This is a genomic window from Maribacter algarum (ex Zhang et al. 2020) (genome assembly GCF_005885635.1).
Lineage (GTDB): Bacteria > Bacteroidota > Bacteroidia > Flavobacteriales > Flavobacteriaceae > Maribacter_C > Maribacter_C algarum.
Window position 1 is genome coordinate 478,637 of the sequence record NZ_VATY01000003.1, and the last position, 23,695, is coordinate 502,331.

Genomic DNA, 23,695 nt, shown 5'->3' on the forward strand with positions numbered 1-23,695 from the left:
AGATGAAAGCCTCAAAGTTTGTTTTAATACCAATATTGCTTTTTCTTTTAATTACCTGTGAAACGGAAACGGAGGACAGGACTGTCAATTTTCCTACGTATTTTGAAACAACGGAGGGTGAAGAGACTGCAACCTATTTACAGGTTATTGATTTCTATATTCAATTGGCAAAAGAATTCCCTGAAATAAACATTCAAACCATTGGAAATACCGATAGTGGTAATCCTCTTCACATGGTTACCTTTAATGTTGATGGTGACTTCAATCTTAAAAAGATAGCTGATGAGAAAATTATTATTTTAATAAATAATGGTATTCACCCGGGCGAAAGTGATGGTATCGATGCTACGATGCTCCTATACCGAGATTTGGCTGTTGGCAAAATCAATCCTCCAAAGAATACGGTTTTGGTTACGATTCCTGTCTATAATGTTGGTGGTGCTCTAAATAGAAATAGCAACACCAGAGCCAACCAAAACGGGCCTAAATCATACGGCTTTAGAGGGAATACCCAGAACTACGATTTGAACCGAGACTTCATTAAAGCGGATACCAAAAATGCCAAAACCTTTGCACGGATTTTTCATTTAGCTAATCCGGATATATTTATTGACAATCATGTGAGCAATGGGGCCGACTATCAATACACTTTAACTCATCTTTTTACACAACACAATAAATTAGGTGAAGAATTAGGTGGCTATCTGAATGGTGAAATGATGCCGCAGCTGGAAAAAAGCCTTGCCGATATGGAATGGGACATCACTCCTTACGTAAATGTATTCAACCAGGTTCCTGAAAAAGGTTTTTCTCAATTCATGGATTACCCAAGATACTCCACAGGGTATACTACCTTATGGAATACCCTTGGAATGATGGTAGAAACCCACATGTTAAAGCCCTACAAACAACGTGTTGAAGGCACTTATCATCTAATGAACAAAATGATTGCCATTGCAGAAAAAGATGGAGACAAAATAAAAGAGCTTCGAAAAAACGCAAGTACTAGACATCTAAACTGGGAGCACTATCCTGTAGCATGGGACATCGACACTACAAAATCGTCAATTTTAAATTTCAAAGGTTTTGAAGCCGACACTTTGATAAGCCAAGTCACAGGTCTAAATAGATTAAAATATGACAGAACGAGACCTTTTACCAAAGAGGTTACTTATCAAAATTACTTCAAACCATCTGATTCGGTTGAAATTCCAGAAGCTTATATCATCAAAAAAGGGTGGGATAAAATCATTGATCGTCTTGAACTAAATGCAATCGAATATTCCGTTTTAGATGAAGATAGTACTGTTACTGTGGAATCATATCGTATAGGGGATTACAAAACACAAAGACGACCTTATGAGGGACATTATCCTCACTATGACACTAAGGTTGAAAGCACTGTGAAAATAATCGCCTTTTCCGAGGGAGATATTCTCGTTCCAACAGACCAAATAGGCATTCGATACTTACTGGAGACTTTAGAACCCGAAGCTAAAGACTCTTTTTTCAACTGGAATTTCTTCGATGTAATTCTTCAGCAAAAAGAAGGTTTTTCGCCCTATGTCTTCGAGGATGAAGCCTTGCAAATGCTAAAGGAAAACGCAGAATTAAAAGAATACTTTGAACTTAAAAAACAATCAGATCAGGACTTTGCCCAAAACTGGTACGCACAACTGGATTGGCTTTTCAAACGTTCAGAGCACTATGAAGCGGCCCATTTGCAATATCCTGTTTATCGCGTTTTGAAGAAATAACTAAACAGAAACAAATTTAATTTTGTTGCCATATCGAAGACCTTTAAAAAATTGCTGCTGCCTTTCAAATAAATACCCATTTGCGATACACTCAATTGTATAACTACTCGTTTCTATTTTCAATTTCATAGGTTGAATTGAATACTGACGTCCTCTCAAATCAAAATGCCTTGCCGTTCTAATAGAAACACCCAGTTTAAGTAATATCCACATCAGATAAAACGGAATTGGTGTAATTTTTTCCTTCCCCTTTGTAATAATAATTTCATTTATTTCCCTTGCTGTAACCAGAATTAGACTGCGCTTATTAGAATAGTTTGTATGTACAATAAGTCCTTCGGTTCTCTTTTCGAAATTGCACTTGGAATCTATTTTGATACTTTCGAATCCTTCTGTTTTAATTATGAAAGATTTTAAATAAAGTCCTGGGCTACCAACTGTTTTAGGGTTTCTCCAATTAAATCGAATTGGTTCTCCTAATAGTTTATCTATTTTTTGATAATTAATATCTGGTTCACTTAAAATCATAAACCTCCCGCCTTTCTTAAAACTTAGTTAAAATCAATGCCCAAAAAGAATCTTAATATTGATATAGGAGTTTTGTAAAGCTTTTTCAATTTTCTTAGGCCCCTTCCATTTTACTCTTTCAATACCTTCGTTCTTCTGTCCTTTAAGCTTTCCCTTATAGGAAGTCTTCATGGCATACCAATGTACTTCCTTTAGTTTGTAAGTTCCGTTTCGCTTAAAAACATGATAGGTAGTTTGCAGAAAGTTTTCGATTTTGAGTTTCTTTACTCCTGTTTCTTCCTCTACTTCGCGTAGAGCACACTCTTCAACGGTTTCCCCCTTGTCCAATTTCCCTTTTGGGAGATCCCATTTATCATTTCTATAGATGAAAAGAACCTTGCCTTCTTTATTGGTCACCACACCTCCAGCGGCAACTTCCAAAGGAATTTTCTTAGTGAACTTTTTTAGAATTTCCTCGTGGTTCGGGTGGTAAATGTATGCTTCCCTTAGCTTCTTTTTTCGAAGTGCATCAATCGCCTCTTGAATTGCATTACCATTTAGTAAAAAATAATCACCGTTTGCCGTTTCGGAGAGTTTATTTGTTAAAATGAGAGGGCGCTCATTGACAAAAACTTTATACATTTGCGGTATGATTTTGAACAAAGACACGGCAAAAAAAACCGCCGAACTTCTCCTACAAATTAATGCAATTAAATTGGAACCTGAAAACCCTTTTACTTGGGCTTCTGGATGGAAATCCCCAATATATTGCGACAATAGAATTATACTTTCTTATCCAACGATACGAAACTATGTTCGAGAAGAAATGGGCAAACAAGTTGAAGCTCTTTACGGAAAACCTGATGTCATTGCCGGAGTTGCTACTGGAGCAATCGGTATTGGTATGTTAGTGGCCGAATATCTGGGATTGCCTTTTATTTATGTTAGACCCGAGGCAAAAGCTCATGGAAGACAGAATAAAATAGAAGGTAAGCTCGAAGAAAACCAAAGTGTAGTTGTAATCGAAGATTTGATAAGTACTGGTAAAAGCAGCTTGAATGCTGTTGATGCTTTGGAGAGTCATGGCGCCAACATCAAAGGTATGCTTGCTATTTTCACGTATGGATTTGATATCGCTACAACAAATTTTGAACAAAAAAATATAGATTTACATACTTTAAGCGATTATAGCCATTTGACTGAAAGAGCCGCGGAATCTGGTTACATCAAAGAAGAACAATTGAATACTTTAATGGATTGGAGAACAAATCCATCCGAATGGAAACCCTGATATGTTTATAGAAGCCCCTAACTCAATAATAAATAAAAGTACTAAGGAAGTTTTTGAATTTCTTACCGACCTCAAAAACTTCGAACAATTAATGCCTGAGAACATTGATAAATTCGAAGTAATCAATGAAAACCGATTTCTTTTCGCACTCAAAGGTATGCCTGAAATCGTTTTAGAGCGCAAAAAGCAGACAGAATTCAGTCAACTGATTCTAGGTGCGGCAAGTGAAAAACTTCCGTTTACCCTGAAGGCCGATATTAAATCCTTGGAAGAAACCAAATCTGAGGTAGTTTTAAGTTTCACCGGGGAGTTCAATGCCATGATGGCGATGATGATTAAATCACCCATTACGAATTTCATGGGTACCCTTTCAGGGAATTTGGCCAAAGTCTAATACTGTAGTTTTATTTCTTTTAAATCAAACTCCTGAAAAACAGCATCTTCAAGTTCGACTACTAATTTCCCTTGAGGTGATATTTTACGTATAAATCCCATAAATAAATTTCCTTGAGCATCCTTAAAAGTGGAAGGTTTATCTTTTCGAAATAATTTGCTTTCATACCTCCGCCAAAGCTCATTGTTGAGGCCCTCTTCAAGTCTTAGAAAGTTTGTTTTTAGATTATTCAAAACTTGATGCAAAACTTCCTCAAGATTAAGCGTTCGCCCCAACAACAATTTTAATGATGAAGCGTTAGATAGGGTATTGAACGTCTGTTGGTTTACATTAAGGCCAACTCCGATTATAGAAGTCTGAATTTGGCTGCCATTAAGCATGTTCTCAATAAGAATTCCACATATTTTTGAAGTGCCTGACAGAATGTCGTTTGGCCATTTCACTGTCAAATCTGGGATCCGCAACCCATTTAGGGTATCTAAAACTGCTAGAGAAACACAAACATTCAGCATAAACTGATTCGAAATGGGGAATTGTTTAAATTTTTTTAAAACACTAATAGTGAGATTCTTACCAGATTCGGATTCCCATTTAGCACCTCTTTGGCCGCGGCCGTGTAGTTGCTCTTTGGCCGTAACAACGGTAAAATCTTCCGCTTCCTCAGACAACAAAAGCTCTTTTAAGTATCGGTTTGTTGAGTCCGTGGCATCAAGTTTGACTATAAGCATATAAATCCCCTTGTAATAATGATAATCTATTCTTAAAAACTAGGGCTAAAAGAACAAAAAAATAATAACTTTGTACAAACTAACAATTTTGAATGCAGAAAGGAAAAGCTAGCGCAGACGAGTTAATCTCATTAATTTTACAAGGCATTGAAGATGTAAAAGGACATGACATTGTTTTACTCGATTTAAGGGAAATTGAAAATACCGTTTGTGACTACTTTATAATTTGTAATGGTACTTCCAACACTCAAGTGAACGCTATCGTCGGTTCAATCCAAAAAACAGTTAGCAAAGCTATCAAAGATAAACCTTGGCATATAGAAGGTCAAGACAATTCAGAATGGGTTCTTATGGATTACGTAAATGTTGTAGTTCATGTCTTCCAAAAACAGATTAGAGAGTTCTATGATATAGAAGGTCTATGGGGAGATGCAAAGTTCACCGAAATAGAAAGTAGCGTAAATCAGTAAAAAAAAATAATGGCTAAAGATAATAACGATACAAATTCAAAAAAACCAAAATTCAACTCGTGGTGGATTTACGGATTAATCGCAGTTGTAATCATTGGTTTCCAATTTGTTGGAAGCAGCAGCTTCAATAATACCTCTGAGACAACCACTTCAGAGCTTCATGAGTTTCTTAGAAATGGGGATGTCGACAAAATTTTGGTAATCAACAATGCAAGACAGGCCAAAATCTTTTTAACAGAAGAAGCACTTACCAAAGAAGTCCATAAAGACGTATCTGGCAAACCTGCATTTTTGAATACCAATGCACCGCAATACAATGTCAAGTTCGGGGATCAAAAAAACTTTGAAGATGACATCAAAAAAATAAAAAGCGAGAATAACCTCGATACAATCGTCAAATTTGATACAGACGATAATGTATTCATCAATATTTTGATAAATACATTACCGTTTATTCTAATTATCGGTATCTGGATTTTCTTAATGCGAAGAATGTCCGGCGGCGGCGGCGGCGGTGCTGGTGGTCAGATTTTCAATATTGGCAAATCAAAGGCAAAACTATTCGACGAGAAAACTGATACTCGTACTTCTTTTAAAGACGTAGCTGGCTTAGAGGGTGCAAAGGAAGAAGTTGAGGAAATTGTAGAGTTCTTGAGAAATCCTGATAAGTACACCTCTTTAGGAGGAAAAATCCCAAAAGGAGCCTTATTAGTAGGACCTCCAGGAACTGGTAAAACTTTATTGGCGAAAGCCGTCGCTGGTGAGGCGAAAGTACCTTTCTTCTCTTTATCAGGTTCAGACTTCGTTGAAATGTTTGTTGGAGTTGGTGCCTCAAGAGTGCGTGATTTATTTAAGCAAGCCAAGGACAAGTCTCCCGCGATAATCTTTATCGACGAAATTGATGCGATTGGTCGAGCAAGAGGTAAGAACAATTTTACGGGCTCAAATGATGAGCGAGAAAACACCCTAAATCAACTCTTAACGGAGATGGATGGTTTCGGAACAAATACCAATGTAATTGTACTGGCAGCCACTAACCGAGCAGATGTTTTAGATAAAGCCCTAATGCGTGCTGGTCGATTCGACAGACAGATTTATGTTGACTTACCGGATATTAGAGAACGGAAAGAAATATTCGAAGTACACTTAAGGCCAATTAAAACTGCGGAGACATTAGACCTAGATTTCTTGGCTAGACAAACTCCTGGGTTTTCTGGTGCAGATATAGCCAATGTTTGTAATGAAGCTGCACTGATTGCAGCACGTAAAGAAAAGAAAGCCGTTACGAAACAAGATTTCTTAGATGCTGTTGACAGAATTGTAGGTGGACTTGAAAAAAAGAATAAGATTATCACTCCCGGTGAGAAGAAGACTATAGCCTATCATGAAGCAGGGCACGCCACCACGAGTTGGATGTTAGAACATGCCGCTCCTTTAGTAAAGGTTACGATTGTACCTCGAGGACAATCCTTAGGTGCGGCATGGTACCTACCTGAAGAAAGATTGATTGTTCGTCCTGAACAAATGCTGGATGAGATGTGTGCTACTTTAGGAGGTAGAGCTGCTGAAAAGGTAATTTTTAATAAAATTTCCACAGGTGCCTTAAGTGATTTAGAAAAAGTTACCAAGCAAGCAAGAGCTATGGTAACGGTTTATGGGCTCAATGACGAAATAGGAAACCTAACTTATTATGATTCTTCCGGTCAGGATTCATACGGTTTCTCAAAGCCATATAGTGAAGAAACTGCCCAAAAAATCGACGAAGAAATCTCAAAAATTATCGAAGCGCAATATCAAAGAGCTATCGAGGTATTGACAGAGCATAAAGACAAGCTGACTACTTTGGCCGAAAGGTTATTGGAGAAAGAGGTAATATTCAAAGAAGATCTTGAAAAAATATTTGGAAAAAGACCTTTTGCTGGTGAGGAAGAACTGAGTGCGAACGGAGAAGCCTTAACGGAGAGGACAGCTGCAGATATAGATGAGGACATGACTTCAAAGGAAGTTCAATAGAAAATAAATAATTACATTTAACGTTTTTAGATAAGCACCAAAAAAATAGCTAGAGTTGTATCATTAATGGGGTTATTTGATAAGTTATTTGGCGGAGGTAAAAAGAAGGTTTCCAAAGAAACTGCGGAGACCAGAGGCCTGCATATGCCAGATTTGAATATTCCGATTGACGAAAAGTTCACTATTCATTTCAGAAAAAACGGAGGGAAGTTCTTATACTGTGATTCCTCAAAAGAAATTTCTCAGGCCTTGAAAAACATTCTTGATGAGAATAATTGGCAAAATCATCCCTTCTTTGTTATGAATACTTCTCTTGAGGATAAGTTCTCTAAAGAAGGTATTCTCTTTACAAAAAAGGCAAAGGACAGCGAGGTGTTTTTCACCACTTGCGAACACTTGATAGCTCAGAACGGGTCTATCTTAGTGTGTTCAAATCAGTTGAACGAGAAAAAATTGCATGAAATACCAGCTAATGTTATCGTCTTTGCCACTACAAGTCAACTGGTAGAATCAATAGGAGAGGGACTGAAAAAAATAAAGAAAAAATACGGGCATAGCATTCCAGCAAATATTACTACTCTAAAACATTTTCAGGCAAACGAAGAAAATTCAGATGACTTCCTGACCTATGGAAGTAGCTCAAAGAACCTCTATCTATTACTTCTGGAAGATTTATAAGATGAAGGAAGTTCTAAGACGAGCATTAACAGGAGCTGTTTATATTGTTTTACTCTTATCCGCAGTTTTTCTGAACTCCGATGCTTTTGACTTTCTTTTTATGACTTTTGGTTTGGCCTGTCTATATGAATACAAAAGGCTAGTTCAACTTAAAGGATATCATATTTTTATTGCCTATTTGGCTTTGTGGTGGATATTCATTTATCTAGTACCAGACCAAGTTTTTGTTAATGATAAAATACTCATCAATCTTTTGATGTTTCTTACTCTGACAATTAATTTTGCTTTATTAGCATATTTATTTTCTAAAAAGGAGAATAACTTCAGTACGCTTCAAAAATTCATCATTGGCTTATTCTATATTGGTGGTGGCTGCATTTTTCTAACAATGATTCCTTATAAGGATAACGAGTTTGCAAAGCTTCTAATTATGGGTATTTTTATATTAATTTGGGTAAATGATTCTTTTGCCTATTTAGTCGGTTCAACTTTAGGAAGAACCAAACTATATTCAATAGTTTCCCCCAAGAAAACTATTGAAGGTACTTTAGGGGGGTTTATATTTGCTTTAGTTGCCGCCTACATCATGGGACAATACGAACCAATTATAAATACAACACAATGGATGATTTTAGCGGGTGTAATTGTCGTTGCCGGAAGTTTGGGAGATTTGGTCGAATCGAAATTCAAGAGGATTGCCGGCGTAAAGGATAGTGGCGCCATTTTACCCGGACACGGAGGAATGCTGGATCGCTTAGACAGTCTTGTATTTGCAGCACCTTTTGCGTATTTAACTCTAAATATTTTTGCATATGTTTCATAAAGAGGGCCAAAAAATAATATTAACTACATTTTTTATAGTTTGTGCCGTCGTATTGGTAGCTCAATACTATATTGATATTCCATGGCTGCGACTGGCCTTGCAAATTGGAAGCATTGTAATTCTTGTTCTTATTCTCCAATTTTTTAGAAATCCTAAACGGACTGTCAAACTTGATTTTGATGAAATATTAGCACCAGTGGACGGCAAGGTTGTCGTCATTGAAGAAGTTGAGGAAACTGAATATTTCAAGGATAAAAGACGACAGGTTTCCATCTTCATGTCTCCAATCAACGTACATGTTACGCGTTATCCCGCAAGCGGAACAGTGAAGTATTCTAAATATCACCCTGGAAAATACTTGGTAGCATGGCATCCCAAATCAAGTACCGATAATGAGAGAACTACGGTTGTGATTAATACTCCCAAATTTGGTGAAATTCTATACCGTCAAATAGCCGGAGCAATGGCCCGACGCATTATTAATTATGCTGAAGAGGGTGAAAGTGTGCAGCAAGGAGAAGATGCCGGATTTATAAAGTTTGGCTCAAGAGTTGACTTATTCTTACCTTTAGATTGTGCCGTGGCTGTAAAATTAGACCAGCATGTAGTTGGCGCAAAAACTTGCATTGCCGCATGTATTACCAAAAAAGATAATGAAGGGTGAAAAATTAAAAAAGGATTTTAAGGCTGCCGTGGAATACGTAAATACTTACACCGAGCCATTACCTGCAGATTTGCTCTTAAAATTATATGCATACTACAAAATTGCCAAAAAGAATAAAAACCATCCAGGAAGTAGAACTCCCCTAATCAATGCTTTTAAAGCAAATGCCCTTATTCAGGCAAAGAACATTGGTCGCGAAAAAGCTATGAAAGAATATGTGAAATTGGTTAAAAAGGAAATCAAAACTTCCTAATCTACTCATATAAATTATCTAAATCTGCTTGACAAATTTCATAAAACAACTCCCCCATTTTTTGGGTTAGGTCTTTAAAAAATAGTTCTCCCTTTTCAGCACTTGATTTATGAGGATTTCCCACTCCTGTATCCTCACTTATTTCAGACCATTTTCGTTCGGCCCACATCCATCCTTCGGAAAAAGCTTTGATTTTGTACTTTTTATCTTTTCCATCACCCCACTTATCTCGGGGCAAAACTAAATCAGGTCTTAAATACAACATAAGACTTGTTTCCATCTCATCTGCATGGTCTCCTTTTTCTTCGAAATAAGAATACTTATCAAGTGCTCCAGGGAAAAAAGAAAGGCTGATAAACATTTTTGGAAATTTCAGTCCGAGTTCTCGAATCAAGGGTTTGAAATTGTTTCCTCCATGACCATTATGAATCAACAACTTGTAGATTCCTTGACGATTTAAAACTTCAACAATATCGGTCAACATCGCCAACTGCGTACTTGGATTCAGATTAATATCCAAATAAATATCAGATTGACCTGTATTTACTCCAAAAGGAATTGTTGGTAAAACGATTACTTTACCTCCTTTTTCCCAAGCTACTTTTGCTGATTCAGCGACCATATGATCCGCTTGAATATTATCGGTAGCGTAGGGCAAATGATAGTTATGGGCTTCGGTGGCGCCCCATGGTAGAATTGCTAAATCGAATTTAGCATCTTTAAGCGCCTCCCAATTGGTCTCAGCTAGAATATAAGGTCTCATATATTTTACGTTGGATACACAAACTTAAGAAGTCGTTGCCACTTTTTTGGGTTTATTCAAAAATATCCATGTAATAGGCGCAGGTATATTGACTGCAAAGATCCTCTCGTTCTTTTAAACGCCAGTATTTACGGCTTCCAGTTTTCCGAAAAGTGTAAGTTATATCTCTGTCTAAAAGTCCACAGCAGCCTTCTGTGAAAAGTTTTAAATGCCCCGTAACCATAAAATTCTTTTCATCAATTACGGTAACCTTTCCATCAAGCAAAACATATTCCTCTCTGTTGCTCGAATACTGTTCCCCTTTTATAATAAGTTCCCTCTTCTCATTTCTTGATATTTCCGCAGAACCATAACCATCCCATATAAACTGGACTCCAAACATATGTTCTCCGATTAATGCATTTTCTGTAATGGTTTTATCTTGAGCAGTCAATCTTAAGAAAGACAAAACAAGAAATGAAATAAGGGTATACTTTTTCATATTATCAAATTTTGGTATTTGCATTTTGAAGAAACTAAAGTTCATATAAATAGGTAGCTAGACCGCTACTTGAGTATTCACTTCATCCTTTTCAATGTATGTGAAATATATTCCCGCACAAATGGTAATTACAAAATAAGCGATTACAAGAAGACTTCCGGAAGCGATATAGTCGTTTATACCAAACCAATCTTTGGTTACAAAAATTAAAGCTATTCCGGCCAAGCCTCTAAAAATTTCAATCCAAACAGCGTATTTTGTTCGGTCCATTAAAGTCGTATATCCATAGATACCAATAAAAACAAAAGCGCCAAAAATCAGCAAACCTTCAAATCCAATATTTGAATAGTTGTAAAACATAAATAGTAAGAATCCCAAAGTTGCGAAGAGTTGAAAAATCGAATAACCATTTAAAACTTTCGAACTTGGCGTTGTATATCGCTCAAATCGATACACATCTTCGATAATGGGAATTGGGTATTTCTCTTTTACATCATCAGGGCGCCAACCTGTAGGCATAAACCAAATACGGACTTTATCCCATAAACTATTGGTGCGCCAAGCATCTTTAATCAGGCGCCAGATATGTTGAAAATTGATAAGAACAGGATTCCAGGTAGCTGCAGGTTTCAAAACTCCGTATTGAGGTGGTACATTATCAAGTTCTTCTTGAAAGGTGCCAAATATTCTATCCCAAACGGAGAGAATCTGTCCCAAATTCTTGTCGATATACTCAGGATTTATCGCGTGATGAACCCGATGCTGTGAAGGAGTGATGATGATATATTCAAACCACCCGAGCTTACCAATATGCTGTGTATGGTACCAAAATTGAGCGAACAAATGAATGGGAGCCAAAATAGCAATGACTTCGTTGGGCACTCCTACTAAAGCAGCAGGAATGAGCAAAAAAGGAAAATAACCCAACAAATTCGAAACGGATTGTCTTAGCGCACAGGCTAAATTAAATTCTTCACTACTGTGATGTATGACATGCTGATTCCAAAAGAAATTAATTTTATGACTTAACCTATGATTCCAATACCCGGCAAAATCAATAGCGATAAAAGCTACTAACCAAACTAGCCAGGTCGCTTCAATTTTCATAAACGCCAGATTATCAAGCAAATATGGATAGGTGATCAAAAACACGCCTAATCCCAGCGAATCTTTCAGAATATTGGTAAAGCCCGAGCTGATACTCGAGACCGTATCCATTACTTTGTATTTCTGGTTCTTTATGAAATAGCCGTAGAGAATTTCAAAAGCCAAAAGAAGCATGAAAAAAGGAATGGCATATAATAGAGCTTTCGCGTAGGTTTCCATAAAGTAAAAATATATTAATTTGGCCCCACCATAATATGAGCGCGGTGCGTGCCAGGGTCCATCAACCAGGGCATTCCCTTGGCGTGAGGTTTTAACGGTAATCCTGTTGACTCTGTGGTGGCAAAAGGAGTATAAATCACATATCGAAATTTACCATCACCGATTACACCAGTAGTTTTGTCATAGGTTTCCTCCGTGCCATAGAAAATGTACATCATACTAGGTGACTCAGGCATTTTCAAGTTTCCGGAAGCAACTTCTTCTCCCCTAATTTTTCGTACCTCCATGGTTTCCTTGCCCTCTTTCTTAAGATCGCGCCCTCGTTTCATAAAAGGATCCAAATCTTTAAAATAACAGGAAACACTTATACCCTTGTTATAGGGGTTATCAGCCAAACATACCAAATCATTAGTCCCCTGGCGAAGGACGACTACTTCTCCATCTTCATCATAACCATAGACCATGGCTCCCTCCTTTTTATCGTCCGGCGCGGGCAGCAATGCCGTTTTTATCTGGATTTCCTTCGGCATTATTTCGGGCTTTTCCCCTTGCGCACAAGATGTAAACATGGATAATGTTAAACAGGTCAAAAATAGATTTTTCATGATATCGTAATTTTCCTAAAGATAGCAAATTCCCTGAAAAAGGGGATTCAACAGTTTGGTAGGTTACCTAGTTTTGACAATAATGAACATTGATTCTTAGTTAATTATATTTAGTATTTAAAACCAACCCTATGATTTTCTTTTTTGGTACCCGAGCTTCAAAAATTAAAGACCGCAAAATAAGTAGGACTACTTGTTCGTATTGTGAAACTAAAGATTCATTTATTGTTTCAACCTTTAGCAAGTATTTTCATTTTTTTTGGATTCCAATTATTCCACTGTTCAAGACGAATGTAGCGGAATGTTCTCATTGTAAAAAAACCTACGCACAGCATCAATTTACTCCAGAAATGAAAGCCGCACTACATAAAGAAAATGAAATTAACCCTGCAAAAAGACCAATATGGCAGGGTATAGGTTGCATTCTATTGGTTGGCTTCTTTTTACTCACATTTGGTTTATCTCTAATAGGCGTATACTATGGATCAAATAAAAAACCAAAAAACTTGACCAACAAAGACCCTAGAATGGAATTGCTCGAAAACGATATCAAAAAAATAAGTCCCGTCTTAAAGGGTGATAAGGATTCCGTTTCAATAGCACTGAAAGACTGTATCGATTATGATATTCAAAGTGGAATTGATACGGACAAGATTGAATATTTTAGTGTTATACAAGAGAACCGAATTTTAGTTTTATTGGGAATTAAAGATTTAAAGGGAATAAAACCTTCAGAACGCAAAGTTATCATTGATGTTGTTGAAGACTGTTTGTCTGCCATGCCATATTTAGATGGTGTTCATCAGCGCTATATCAGCATTGAAGGAAAATGGAATACGGTTTTGGTAAAAACACCGACCGATGAAGATTTGGGCGGTCGTTTTGCAGATAAATACAAATTGTTACCATTTTATGGAGAAAAACCAGTCGTGAAAGATAGTATCCCAACAAAAGTAGATACCATACCCATGTAATAGCTTAAAAGGAGAATATCAGAAGCTATCTATTTTGAAAACCCAACTTCTCCACCTTAGTTAGCCATTTTTTCCGGAACTCTTCCTTTGAAAGTCGCAAAGGTCCAATTGAAGTAATACGTACCTTTCGTATTCCTATAAAGTTCATCGTCAACTTTTTCATGGCTATGTGGCTTGGTCGACCATTCATCCATCTATAGTACCAAGTAGGTTGGTCCATAGTGCATATGATGCGTGATGTTTTTCCGGTTAAGTATTTATCCCACCAAACGGAACCTTCACGTTTTTTGAAAGCAAAACCCGGAAGTAGCACGCGGTCTAAGAACCCTTTCATAAGGGCTGGAACAGAACCCCACCAAACTGGGTATATCCAGACAATATGATCTGCCCATTTTATACTTTCTTGTGCTTGTAACAAATCGGGTTCCAATTCGGTACGTTTGCGATAACCAAATTGTAAATTGGGGTTAAATTCCAACTCCCCAACATGAATTTCCCGAACTTCAGCACCTGAATTTTTGGCTCCTTTCACATAAGAAACAGCTAGTGCGTAATTATAACTTTCTTTATCTGGATGACCGTTGATAAGTACTATCTTCATAAGTTTTATTTTTATTCTCTACAGAATCGAATTGCCCCAATAAATAAGTCCGGCAATAACCAGCATCAATAGCCATTGCCACATCTTTAAATAGATGTTTGAAAACTTTTTAGAGATAATCAATGTAAATAAAAAGGCAATTCCGTAGCCCAGAAAGTAAAGGGCTAACAGATATAATAAGAGCCTTGGCTCTTCAAAATAATCGGTGAAATTTATTAGGGCCAAACCAATGGTAGCAAATAAAAAATCAATGGAAACGATATGAAATGCGCCTCGACCCATCGTCCAAAATATACGAAGTCGTTTTGGACTATCCGGTTTAGGTTCAATTTTTCTATAACTACCATCTCCACCAAAAGTATGGATGATAAAAGTAAATAAAACGAGTACGTTAGCTATGATAAGAATGGTATTCATCTTCTTTTTTTCCAAAGGTAGATGGGCAAAAGAAGCTTTCCTTTGATATAAATCAAATTCCGTTTTTCGGGTTCCGAATTCGGCTCAAAGTTTCTTGTGTTATACCCAAATAGGAGGCAATGTCACCTAAAGGGGCACGTAACTCAATTTGTGGATATCTTTCAAGCAAGCTATCATAACGTTCCTTTGAAGATTTGAATTGCAAGCTAACAATACGTTGTTGCAGCTGAAGCATGGTTTTTGTAGTGCTCATTCGCGCCAACCTTTCAAAATCATGATATTTATCGCAGAGCACTTCAATATCTTTAAGCTGCAATACCATAAAAGTGGTGTCTTCTAGAATCTCTATGTAATGTTGACTGGGCACGCCGAGAAAAAAACTTACTATGGAAGAGATGAAGTCATTTTCAAAGGCAAACCAATCGGTAATTGTTTTACCGTCTTTTAGGTAATACGCGCGTGCACCACCCTTGGCTATATAGTATAACTCATACGAATACTCACCCTCTCTCACCAAAATATCCCCTCGGTTTACTTTCCGTATTTGTCCTACTCTTTTAATATCATCTATGGCTTCTAGGGAAAGAGGACCAAATTCTGCGACTATCGATCCGATTATTTCATCTATCATCCGACATTTAGTTTGATTTCAAAAAGACACACATCAGCGCCTTGATAATGACCGGGGAGTGCATCCGTGTTCGTTAACCGAACAATCTCCAAGAAATCAAATCCACAGCTTGTATAATGTTTGATTAATTTTTGATTATTACCACAAGTATCCAAACGGATGAATCTTTTTTGGTTGGATTCCGCATAGCCCCTTGCCCACTCCACTATTTCTTTTACATATTGTCGCCCGCGAAAATCTGGATTCGTAGCTATTCTATGGATATAAATGGATGGGTCTTTATCACGTTCTTCCCAAATCTGAGGATCCGCAAAGGTGATGGCCCAAACGCATGCAATCTGATTCTCGACGACCATTTTAAATTGCCTTTGCTCTTGAATCTCAGTTTCGACCAGTTCACGTTCAAAAGAGGGCCAGGTATTTTTAGGATAGATTGTTTTCTGGTATTCGGTCGCTAAACCATAGAGGCGGAAGATTTCTCGAAGGTCTTCTGAAGTACTAGTATGGATTTTCAAAATCTTAGCTTTTGATTGTCCATATTTGAAAGCTTTATTCGTTAGAACTTCCCAAACGCTTAATCAAGCCCATACCTGAAAAGAAGAAAATAGCACCGAGTATACCATATACTGCCAATATCTTAAACTCACCCGAGCCATTAACATATAGAATCGCTGTATAAATTAATCCCCCAATACCTAATAAGGTAAGTACTAAACCGAGTATTTTTTTGATATTCATGGGATTAAAAATACACAATTTTTTGGTTTCTCCTACCCCTGCGTATTTTTTGAACTCGCTTTAAATTCCAGCCATATCAAAATGACAAGAACTATCAATTCAGCAATAAAATAGGTCCAACCTAAAAAGGTAAGGTTATGATCGTAGAGAAAAAGAAGGCCTATTGTTAAAAAGCAGTACAAAAGGTTCAGAGTAGCTATACCTTTTAAAAAAGGTTTGCTATTATCTTTGAAGAAATAGCAACTAAAGGAATAGATAGCAAAGAAAACAGGTAGAATTGCTAGAAAATACAGAACCTTAATGGGCAAACCAATCCTATCTTCTAACCAGACTAGGACAACACCTAAAAATAGGGCAGATACAAGTGCGCCAATACCATCAATTAGAAATAGTTTTTTGGTACCGAGGTTCGTCATATAAAATTATTTTACTCCAAACTAGCCAAACTCTTTTCCAAGGTTTCAATCTTTGCCTCCGCATCGGCTTGCTTCTTTCGTTCTGTCGCAATCACTTGCTCTGGCGCATTATTTACAAAACGTTCATTTGAAAGTTTCTTTTGTACAGAAGTTAAAAAGCCTTTGGTGTATTTCAACTCCTCTTGAATTTTAGCAATTTCAGCTTCTATATCAATTGCTCCACTGATTGGAATAAAGTATTCGTTCGCTTTCACTCGAAATGACAAAGCTCCATCTACAGCAGTATTTACATAAGAGATTTCAGAAACATTAGTTAGCTTTTGAATAACAGCATCCCAATCATTGGTAGCTTTTTGCTCATTCATGACCGAAACTTCTAAGGCTTCTTTCATAGGAATATTCTTTTCCTTTCGAATCGTACGAATACCGGAAATAACGCCATCTGCAAATTCATATCCATTAATTAAACCAGTATCAATCGCACCAACTTTTGGCCATTCTGCGATAATCAAAGCGTCTTTAGGAGTTCGCACAGCAATGTGCTGCCAAACTTCTTCTGTAAGGAAGGGCATAAACGGATGAAGCAGTTTTAAATTCTGCTCGAAAATATGACTGACTTGGTCAAAGGTTATTTTATCAATAGGTTGTTGGTAGGCGGGTTTGATAATTTCAAGCAAAGAAGAACTGTAATCATCCCATACCAATTTATAGATTGCCATCAAAGCATCTGAAATTCGGTATTTGCTAAAGTGGTCTTCTATCTCTGCTAGAGTCTGATTGAATTTTGATTCGTACCAGGCGATTCCCATTTTTGAAGCTTCAGGTTGTGGTAATTCTGCAACTTCCCATCCTTTTACCAAACGGAAACCGTTCCATATCTTATTCGCGAAATTCTTTCCTTGTTGGCATAAGTCTTCATCAAACATCAGGTCATTTCCAGCCGCAGAACTCAACAATAAACCTACACGGACTCCGTCTGCACCATATTGCTTTATTAATTCTAAGGCATCCGGAGAATTTCCTAAGGACTTCGACATTTTACGACGCTGCTTGTCGCGAACCAAGCCCGTAAAATATACATTTTCAAAGGGTCTTGCATCGCGATATTCATATCCAGAGATAATCATACGAGCTACCCAAAAGAAAATAATATCTGGACCCGTCACCAAATCATTGGTTGGATAGTAATAGTTTACTTCTTCGTTATCAGGGTCCGTAATTCCACCAAAAACGCTCATCGGCCATAGCCATGAAGAAAACCAGGTGTCTAGAACGTCTTCATCTTGTTTTAGGTCATCTATAGTCAAAGTCTTCTCGATTCCGCTCGAAGTGACAGAAAGTTTTTCATTTGCCAAATGCAATGCGTACTCTTTGGTTTCAGCAACAACGAAATCATCTTGTCCGTCACCGAAATAATAGGCAGGAATTTGTTGCCCCCACCAAAGTTGGCGCGAAATATTCCAATCACGGATGTTTTCCATCCAGTGACGGTAGGTATTTTCAAACTTTTTCGGAAAGAACTTGATTTCATCACTTCCTAAAACCCCCTTTATTGCAGGTTTTACCAAGTCTTCCATTTTCAAGAACCATTGGTCAGATAATCGAGGTTCTATAACCGCTTTGGTACGTTCTGAGGTACCAACATTATTCATGTACTGCTCTTTCTTAACCAGAATACCCTTTTCTTCTAGTTCTTTTGAAATTTCATTTCGAACTACAAAGCGGTCTTTCCCTTCGTAATGCATTCCAAAGGAATTCAAACTGGCATCGGCATTAAATATATCGATAGTTTCTAGCTTATGTTTTTCTCCTAAAGCCTTATCATTGATATCGTGAGCAGGCGTAACTTTTAAACATCCGGTACCAAACTCAATATCCACATAATCATCTTCAATAATCGGAATCACCCGATTACAGATGGGAACAATCGCCTTTTTTCCCTTCAAATGCTGAAAACGCTCATCATTTGGGTTAATACAAATGGCCGTATCACCCAAAATCGTTTCAGGCCGCGTAGTGGCAATCGTAACTTTTTCGTCAGAACCTTCAATTTGGTACTCTAAATAGTATAAAAGTCCCTGTTTCTCTTCATAAATCACTTCCTCATCAGAAAGTGTGGTTTGTGCCTCAGGATCCCAATTTACCATACGATAGCCTCTGTAAATCTGACCTTTGTTAAATAAATCAACAAAAACCTTGATAACACTTGCGTAACGTTCTTCATCCATAGTAAAGGCCGTACGGTCCCAATCACACGAGCAACCTAGCTTTTTCAGCTGTTCTAAAATTACACCGCCGTACTTGTCTGTCCATTCCCAGGCATGTTTTAAGAACTCCTCACGGGTCAAATCTGACTTATTGACACCTTCTTCCTTCAATTTAGCCACAACTTTGGCTTCAGTAGCAATTGAGGCATGATCCATACCTGGTACCCAACATGCGTTTTTGCCCATCATACGGGCTCTGCGCGTTAATAAATCTTGAATGGTATTGTTCAACATATGCCCCATATGCAGTACTCCTGTGACATTTGGTGGCGGTATTACGATCGTATACGGCTCGCGGTCATCAGGTGTAGAATGAAAGTACTTATGCTGCATCCAGTAGTCATACCAGCGATTTTCAGCATTTTGAGGGTCATATTTAGAAGGAATTTCCATTTTTTGGAACGGTTTTTGTCTAACTGTTGGCGGTACGAAAAACGCACCAATAAAGGCGTTTGTTAAATATTCGCATTTATCGAAAATCAAATACGAAACAAAAATAGCTAACGTTAGTATATAACAAAAGAATTTTGGAGGTTCATTAAAAACATTTACTTTTGAGATTCACCCAAAACAAAAAAGATGAAAAAAATAGTACTCGTATTATTTGTCGGCCTACTAGGATTTACAATGACTGCACAGGATGCGGCCGCGAAAATTGAATTTAAAACGGAAACCGTAGATTACGGTGAAATTGCTAAAGGTGCAGATGGTGTTCGTGTATTCGAATTTACAAATACAGGAGACGCTCCGTTGATTATAAGCAAGGTTAGCTCTAGCTGTGGATGTACCATTCCAAAGAAGCCAGAGGCCCCAATTTTGCCTGGGAAAACTGGTGAGATACAAGTGAAATATGACACGAACAGGGTCGGACCCATCAGAAAGGCCATTACAGTTATCTCTAATGCTGATACGCCAACAAAGGTTTTGAAGATTAAAGGAGAAATTAAAGCTATAGACGGTAAATAACAAGAATCAGAAATCACATGTAAAACCTCAACAGTACTGTTGAGGTTTTTTTGTGGGCAAAAATCCGCCTATAGTCGTTTCTGGAGAGGGCGAGGATATCAAGGTTTTTCGGGGAACACATCCTTTAGCACATACGTAATAAGCTTATCAGAATTGGCTCGTTCAATGAGTACACGAATACGTTTTCCCTTTTTCGCATTCAGCATATGTAGAATTTGTTGCAGCTTATATGTATGGACACTCTTGCCGTTAACAGCCAAAATAACATCCCCTTCTTGCAAACCAGCACTCTCAGCAGGACTTCCGGCCCGAATACCAGAAACAACAATTTCAGGAACCAGACTTAAGCGGGTTTGATTTTCCATAAGAATCTGAACATTACTGTAGGTCACCGATTCATTTTGTTTCACAATACCACTAGGGTCAGCAATACTTTCAGCAATGTACCTAACCCCACTATGTTGCAGGTCAATGCCACTTAAATTGTACTGAAAAGGGGATTTGAAATTCCCGTTTTTTCGGAGTGATATAGTCCTATTTCCATAGTCAAAAACAAAATTGAATCGTTTTAAAACCTCACCGCCCAGACTTCCATTTCTATTGCCTAAATTCTTAATTCCGCTAAAGGATGATTGGTCCGGAAAAGCGGTTTTCGCATCTTCAATAACAAAATCTCCAATCTTAATGCTTCGAACTTTAGTCCGTTTTCCATATATATCTCCAGCAAGCCCTCTTCCCAGAAAATCATCATAATTCTTAGCAGGTATACCAATAATTTCATTTTCAAATAACCAAATAGCATCACTACTTCCTGTATCCAAAAGCATTCGAATTGGGACTTCCTCAGAGTCGTTGAGGACAACTGATCCATCAACATAAGCCTTCTTCTTTAGAATTGTTAAAGAAAGTGTTTGGCTTTTCTTATGCCGCCTATTATTATACAACTCAGGATTATGAAATTTAATATGCTCCGCATTATAATTAATCTCGACCACAAAGTCACGAAATAAATCATATCCAATAATGCCGTGTACGGGAATTCCAAGTGATGGTGAAAAATTAAGGGACTCGTCTAGAACCACATACAACTCCTGACTTGGATTCATAGCTGAGCCCATTCGGAACATATTATTCCGTGAGCTCAAGGCCTGAATTGGGTCACCTCCACCCAGGCCTCGAATTGTAACCTCGGAAACTTGGTTTATTTGAATCGAGTCTTGCTCGGCAAGATTAAAAAGAATAGGTGTACTTACTCCAGAATCAAGTATAAATGAAAGTTCGGCACCATTAACCTCTAACGGAATAACAATTACGTTATTAATCAATTGAAATTTGACCTTCTCGAATTTCTTCCCATTGGGCAAATCGAAATATTGTGCTGATGCAACAAATGAAAAGCAACACAAAATCAGGGTGATATGTACTATTTTTTTTCGCAATGGCGTATTCTAAAATTAATCTTGTTCCTTAAGTTACAATTATTTTAAGTGCGTGTCTGGAATTTAACACTCTGCTAAAGCAACAATATGAACTCTTTTCTATTGTCTACTCCGTTACTATTCCCGATTTTTGTTGAAAAGAATCCTGAAATGCCTACCATATCCCAAAAAGGGCTTCATATGCCCGAATCACCTATACGTAAACTGGTTCCCTTTGCTGAAGCAGCAAAAAAAAGAGGCGCAAAAGTGCTCCACTTGAACATTGGTCAACCTGACATAAAAACACCTCAAGTCGCCCTTGATGCAGTGCGTAACAATACTATTGATGTTTTGGCCTATAGTCGAACCGAGGGTTCAGAAACGTATCGTGAGAAATTAGCAGGATATTATGCTAAAAATGATATTCACGTTTCTGCAGATGATATAATCGTAACTACTGGAGGTTCAGAGGCGCTTTCTTTCGTCATGGGAAGCATTGCCGATGCGGAGAACGAAATTATAATTCCTGAGCCTTTCTATGCAAATTACAACGGATTCGCTACTAGCTCGGGAGTTACAGTGGTTCCTGTTGTTTCGCGAATAGAAAATAATTTCGCATTGCCTCCTATTGAAGAATTTGAAAAACTGATAACTCCGAAGACAAAAGCGATATTGATTTGTAATCCTGGGAATCCCACCGGATATCTGTATAGCAAAGAAGAATTACAAAAACTAGCGGCCATTGTAAAAAAAAGCAATCTGTTTTTAGTCGCAGACGAGGTTTATCGCGAATTTACGTACGACGGTGTAGAACACTATTCCATTTTGCAGGAAGCTGGATTGGAAGAACATGCCATTATTGTCGATTCCGTTTCAAAACGCTACAGCATGTGTGGTGCGCGCATCGGTTGTTTAGTAACCAGAAACAAAGAAGTCATCAAAACGGCCCTGAAGTTTGCTCAGGCACGCTTATCTCCGCCAACTTATGCACAAATTGCCGCAGAAGCCGCTTTGGAAACTACACAAGACTATTTTGATGAAGTCAAAACAGAATATGTAGAACGCCGCAACTTGCTTATCGACGAACTTGAAAAAATTGAAGGTGTAAGAGTAGCTAGGCCAAAAGGTGCATTTTATTGTATCGCTGAATTGCCCATAGAAGATGCCGAAGATTTTGCACAATGGTTATTAGAAGATTTTAGATTGGATAATGAAACTGTCATGGTAGCACCTGCCGCCGGATTTTATGCTACCAAAGGATTAGGCAAAAATCAAATCAGAATCGCCTATGTTCTTGAAAAAGAAAGTTTAAAGCGCGCTGTAAACATACTAAAGGTGGCCCTTAAGAGTTATATAGGTTGATGATCGTCCAACAAGACATTTCCTTAAAAAAGTACAATACGTTTGGCATTTCAGCTAAAGCGAAGTTCTTCTGTCAGGTAAATACAGTTGATGATTTGAAAGCTGTTCTTCGGATGGATGAATATCCTGAGAAGTTTATCATCAGTGGTGGAAGTAATATGCTGATTACCCAAGATATTGCCGCTTTGGTAGTACACATCAATATTAAGGGCAAGGAAATCCTCTCTGAAACGGAAGATCATGTCATTTTAAAGGTCATGGCAGGTGAAAACTGGCATCAAATGGTTCTTTGGACCCTTGAGCATGGTTTTGGGGGATTGGAAAACATGTCATTAATCCCCGGAAATACAGGTACAGCACCCATTCAAAATATTGGTGCTTACGGCGTTGAACTAAAAGATACTTTCGAAAGTTGTGAAGCGATGGAAATCGCTACACAAGACATACAAACCTTTAGCAAAGCAGACTGCCAATTCGGCTATCGTGATTCCTATTTCAAGAATGAAGGCAAAGGAAAATACATTATTACCTCGGTTACTTTTAAATTGTCGAAAAGAAATCATAGTTTAAATACATCCTATGGAGCTATTGAACAAGAACTAGAAAAACAAAAAGTAGCTCATCCGACTATAAAAGATGTTTCGAATGCTGTGATTGACATTCGGCAAAGCAAACTTCCCGACCCAGCTGAATTAGGGAATAGTGGTAGTTTCTTTAAAAATCCGGTAGTTTCTAAACAGGTATTTGAAAAATTCGCTGCGCATCATCCCCATGCACCTTTTTACAAAGTTTCAGAGGAGGCATATAAAATACCGGCAGGATGGCTTATTGAACAATGCGGATTCAAGGGAAAACGCTTTGGCCATGCCGGAGTTCATAAAAACCAAGCTTTAGTGTTGGTCAATTACGACGATGCCAGTGGAAGAGAGATTTTAGATTTAGCACACAAAATAATAGCAGCGGTCGAGGACAAATTTGATATTCGAATTATACCGGAGGTCAATATCATAAAATAACCCCCGCTACAAGTAACGAGGGTTATACCAAACCAAACTAACCAAAAACTAAATGTATAGTTACCAGCTACACATTTATCTAATTAAAATCTTAGAAACACTAACTTAACAATCAATTTTATAAATTAGCGTTTAC

At 37.7% G+C, this 23,695-nt stretch carries 28 protein-coding genes; 13 read left to right on the forward strand and 15 right to left on the reverse strand.

The window, feature by feature from the left end:
- Positions 1-2: 2 nt before the first annotated feature.
- On the forward strand, positions 3-1,757 hold the full coding sequence (locus tag FEE95_RS15740) for a M14 family metallopeptidase (RefSeq protein ID WP_138658949.1): 1,755 nt from the start codon (positions 3-5) through the stop codon (positions 1,755-1,757).
- Here FEE95_RS15740 and FEE95_RS15745 read toward each other — a convergent pair whose 3' ends face one another.
- A complete protein-coding gene (locus FEE95_RS15745) occupies positions 1,758-2,285 on the reverse strand; it encodes a hypothetical protein (RefSeq protein ID WP_138658950.1) in 528 nt (175 codons plus the stop codon).
- Positions 2,286-2,318: 33 nt separating this feature from the next.
- Positions 2,319-2,906, reverse strand: coding sequence for an NUDIX hydrolase (locus FEE95_RS15750; protein ID WP_138658951.1), 588 nt, complete (start codon positions 2,904-2,906; stop codon positions 2,319-2,321).
- A 7-nt stretch (positions 2,907-2,913) separates the two neighbouring features.
- Here FEE95_RS15750 and pyrE point away from each other — a divergent pair, with 7 nt between their 5' ends.
- Positions 2,914-3,555, forward strand: a complete 642-nt coding sequence (gene pyrE, locus FEE95_RS15755; RefSeq protein WP_138658952.1) for an orotate phosphoribosyltransferase — start codon at positions 2,914-2,916, stop codon at positions 3,553-3,555.
- Between the two features lies 1 nt (position 3,556).
- Positions 3,557-3,949 carry an SRPBCC family protein gene (locus FEE95_RS15760; RefSeq protein ID WP_138658953.1) on the forward strand — a complete coding sequence of 131 codons (393 nt, stop codon included), beginning with the start codon at positions 3,557-3,559 and terminating at the stop codon, positions 3,947-3,949.
- On the opposite strand, the gene FEE95_RS15765 is transcribed toward FEE95_RS15760, so the two are convergent.
- On the reverse strand, positions 3,946-4,677 hold the full coding sequence (locus tag FEE95_RS15765) for a biotin--[acetyl-CoA-carboxylase] ligase (RefSeq protein WP_138658954.1): 732 nt from the start codon (positions 4,675-4,677) through the stop codon (positions 3,946-3,948). The genes FEE95_RS15760 and FEE95_RS15765 overlap by 4 nt on opposite strands.
- 92 nt (positions 4,678-4,769) lie before the next feature.
- Between FEE95_RS15765 and rsfS the strand changes: the two genes are divergently transcribed.
- The 6 genes from rsfS to FEE95_RS15795 all read left to right on the forward strand — a co-directional run bounded on the left by rsfS (position 4,770) and on the right by FEE95_RS15795 (position 9,578).
- Positions 4,770-5,147 carry a ribosome silencing factor gene (rsfS, locus tag FEE95_RS15770; RefSeq protein ID WP_138658955.1) on the forward strand — a complete coding sequence of 126 codons (378 nt, stop codon included), beginning with the start codon at positions 4,770-4,772 and terminating at the stop codon, positions 5,145-5,147.
- Positions 5,148-5,156: 9 nt separating this feature from the next.
- Positions 5,157-7,160, forward strand: coding sequence for an ATP-dependent zinc metalloprotease FtsH (ftsH, locus tag FEE95_RS15775; protein ID WP_138658956.1), 2,004 nt, complete (start codon positions 5,157-5,159; stop codon positions 7,158-7,160).
- Positions 7,161-7,226: 66 nt separating this feature from the next.
- Entirely contained in the window at positions 7,227-7,838 is a 612-nt protein-coding gene (locus tag FEE95_RS15780) for an LUD domain-containing protein (protein ID WP_138658957.1), read from the forward strand.
- A 1-nt stretch (position 7,839) separates the two neighbouring features.
- The gene (locus FEE95_RS15785) at positions 7,840-8,661 is read left to right on the forward strand and encodes a phosphatidate cytidylyltransferase (RefSeq protein WP_138658958.1); all 822 of its coding nucleotides are present in this window, start codon (positions 7,840-7,842) and stop codon (positions 8,659-8,661) included.
- Positions 8,651-9,325 (forward strand): phosphatidylserine decarboxylase family protein, encoded by a 675-nt coding sequence (locus FEE95_RS15790; protein WP_138658959.1) that lies wholly within the window; start codon positions 8,651-8,653, stop codon positions 9,323-9,325. Before FEE95_RS15785 ends, FEE95_RS15790 begins: the two co-directional genes overlap by 11 nt.
- The gene (locus FEE95_RS15795; RefSeq protein WP_138658960.1) at positions 9,315-9,578 is read left to right on the forward strand and encodes an acyl-CoA-binding protein; all 264 of its coding nucleotides are present in this window, start codon (positions 9,315-9,317) and stop codon (positions 9,576-9,578) included. The genes FEE95_RS15790 and FEE95_RS15795 overlap by 11 nt, the downstream gene beginning before the upstream one ends.
- 1 nt (position 9,579) lies before the next feature.
- On the opposite strand, the gene FEE95_RS15800 is transcribed toward FEE95_RS15795, so the two are convergent.
- Genes FEE95_RS15800 through FEE95_RS15815 form a run of 4 tightly spaced genes read right to left on the reverse strand, consistent with a single transcriptional unit; the run spans position 9,580 to position 12,753 of the window.
- On the reverse strand, positions 9,580-10,341 hold the full coding sequence (locus FEE95_RS15800; protein ID WP_138658961.1) for a creatininase family protein: 762 nt from the start codon (positions 10,339-10,341) through the stop codon (positions 9,580-9,582).
- Positions 10,342-10,393: 52 nt separating this feature from the next.
- Positions 10,394-10,822 carry a hypothetical protein gene (locus FEE95_RS15805; protein WP_138658962.1) on the reverse strand — a complete coding sequence of 143 codons (429 nt, stop codon included), beginning with the start codon at positions 10,820-10,822 and terminating at the stop codon, positions 10,394-10,396.
- Between the two features lie 57 nt (positions 10,823-10,879).
- Positions 10,880-12,148, reverse strand: coding sequence for a sterol desaturase family protein (locus tag FEE95_RS15810; protein ID WP_138658963.1), 1,269 nt, complete (start codon positions 12,146-12,148; stop codon positions 10,880-10,882).
- 14 nt (positions 12,149-12,162) lie between these two features.
- Entirely contained in the window at positions 12,163-12,753 is a 591-nt protein-coding gene (locus tag FEE95_RS15815; RefSeq protein WP_138658964.1) for a hypothetical protein, read from the reverse strand.
- Positions 12,754-12,884: 131 nt separating this feature from the next.
- On the opposite strand from FEE95_RS15815, the gene FEE95_RS15820 reads away from it, so the two are divergent.
- On the forward strand, positions 12,885-13,727 hold the full coding sequence (locus FEE95_RS15820; RefSeq protein WP_138658965.1) for a zinc-ribbon domain-containing protein: 843 nt from the start codon (positions 12,885-12,887) through the stop codon (positions 13,725-13,727).
- Positions 13,728-13,752: 25 nt separating this feature from the next.
- On the opposite strand, the gene FEE95_RS15825 is transcribed toward FEE95_RS15820, so the two are convergent.
- The 7 genes from FEE95_RS15825 to FEE95_RS15855 are packed head-to-tail and all read right to left on the reverse strand — an operon-like array spanning position 13,753 to position 19,190.
- On the reverse strand, positions 13,753-14,328 hold the full coding sequence (locus FEE95_RS15825) for an NAD(P)H-dependent oxidoreductase (protein ID WP_138658966.1): 576 nt from the start codon (positions 14,326-14,328) through the stop codon (positions 13,753-13,755).
- Positions 14,329-14,346: 18 nt separating this feature from the next.
- Complete coding sequence (locus FEE95_RS15830; protein WP_138658967.1) at positions 14,347-14,745, reverse strand: hypothetical protein; 399 nt, start codon at positions 14,743-14,745, stop codon at positions 14,347-14,349.
- Between the two features lie 52 nt (positions 14,746-14,797).
- A complete protein-coding gene (locus FEE95_RS15835) occupies positions 14,798-15,376 on the reverse strand; it encodes a Crp/Fnr family transcriptional regulator (RefSeq protein WP_138658968.1) in 579 nt (192 codons plus the stop codon).
- Positions 15,373-15,891: a GNAT family N-acetyltransferase gene (locus tag FEE95_RS15840; RefSeq protein WP_138658969.1), complete on the reverse strand. Its 519-nt coding sequence runs from the start codon at positions 15,889-15,891 to the stop codon at positions 15,373-15,375. Before FEE95_RS15840 ends, FEE95_RS15835 begins: the two co-directional genes overlap by 4 nt.
- Before the next feature lie 34 nt (positions 15,892-15,925).
- A complete protein-coding gene (locus FEE95_RS15845) occupies positions 15,926-16,114 on the reverse strand; it encodes a hypothetical protein (protein WP_138659209.1) in 189 nt (62 codons plus the stop codon).
- Between the two features lie 32 nt (positions 16,115-16,146).
- Positions 16,147-16,530, reverse strand: a complete 384-nt coding sequence (locus FEE95_RS15850) for a hypothetical protein (RefSeq protein ID WP_138658970.1) — start codon at positions 16,528-16,530, stop codon at positions 16,147-16,149.
- A gap of 11 nt (positions 16,531-16,541) precedes the next feature.
- A complete protein-coding gene (locus FEE95_RS15855; RefSeq protein ID WP_138658971.1) occupies positions 16,542-19,190 on the reverse strand; it encodes a valine--tRNA ligase in 2,649 nt (882 codons plus the stop codon).
- A gap of 186 nt (positions 19,191-19,376) precedes the next feature.
- Between FEE95_RS15855 and FEE95_RS15860 the strand changes: the two genes are divergently transcribed.
- The gene (locus FEE95_RS15860; protein ID WP_138658972.1) at positions 19,377-19,763 is read left to right on the forward strand and encodes a DUF1573 domain-containing protein; all 387 of its coding nucleotides are present in this window, start codon (positions 19,377-19,379) and stop codon (positions 19,761-19,763) included.
- A gap of 98 nt (positions 19,764-19,861) precedes the next feature.
- On the opposite strand, the gene FEE95_RS15865 is transcribed toward FEE95_RS15860, so the two are convergent.
- The gene (locus FEE95_RS15865) at positions 19,862-21,202 is read right to left on the reverse strand and encodes an aspartyl protease family protein (RefSeq protein ID WP_238474598.1); all 1,341 of its coding nucleotides are present in this window, start codon (positions 21,200-21,202) and stop codon (positions 19,862-19,864) included.
- 150 nt (positions 21,203-21,352) lie between these two features.
- Between FEE95_RS15865 and FEE95_RS15870 the strand changes: the two genes are divergently transcribed.
- Entirely contained in the window at positions 21,353-22,543 is a 1,191-nt protein-coding gene (locus FEE95_RS15870) for a pyridoxal phosphate-dependent aminotransferase (RefSeq protein WP_138659211.1), read from the forward strand.
- A complete protein-coding gene (gene murB / locus FEE95_RS15875; protein ID WP_138659212.1) occupies positions 22,543-23,559 on the forward strand; it encodes a UDP-N-acetylmuramate dehydrogenase in 1,017 nt (338 codons plus the stop codon). The genes FEE95_RS15870 and murB overlap by 1 nt, the downstream gene beginning before the upstream one ends.
- Positions 23,560-23,695: the final 136 nt, after the last annotated feature.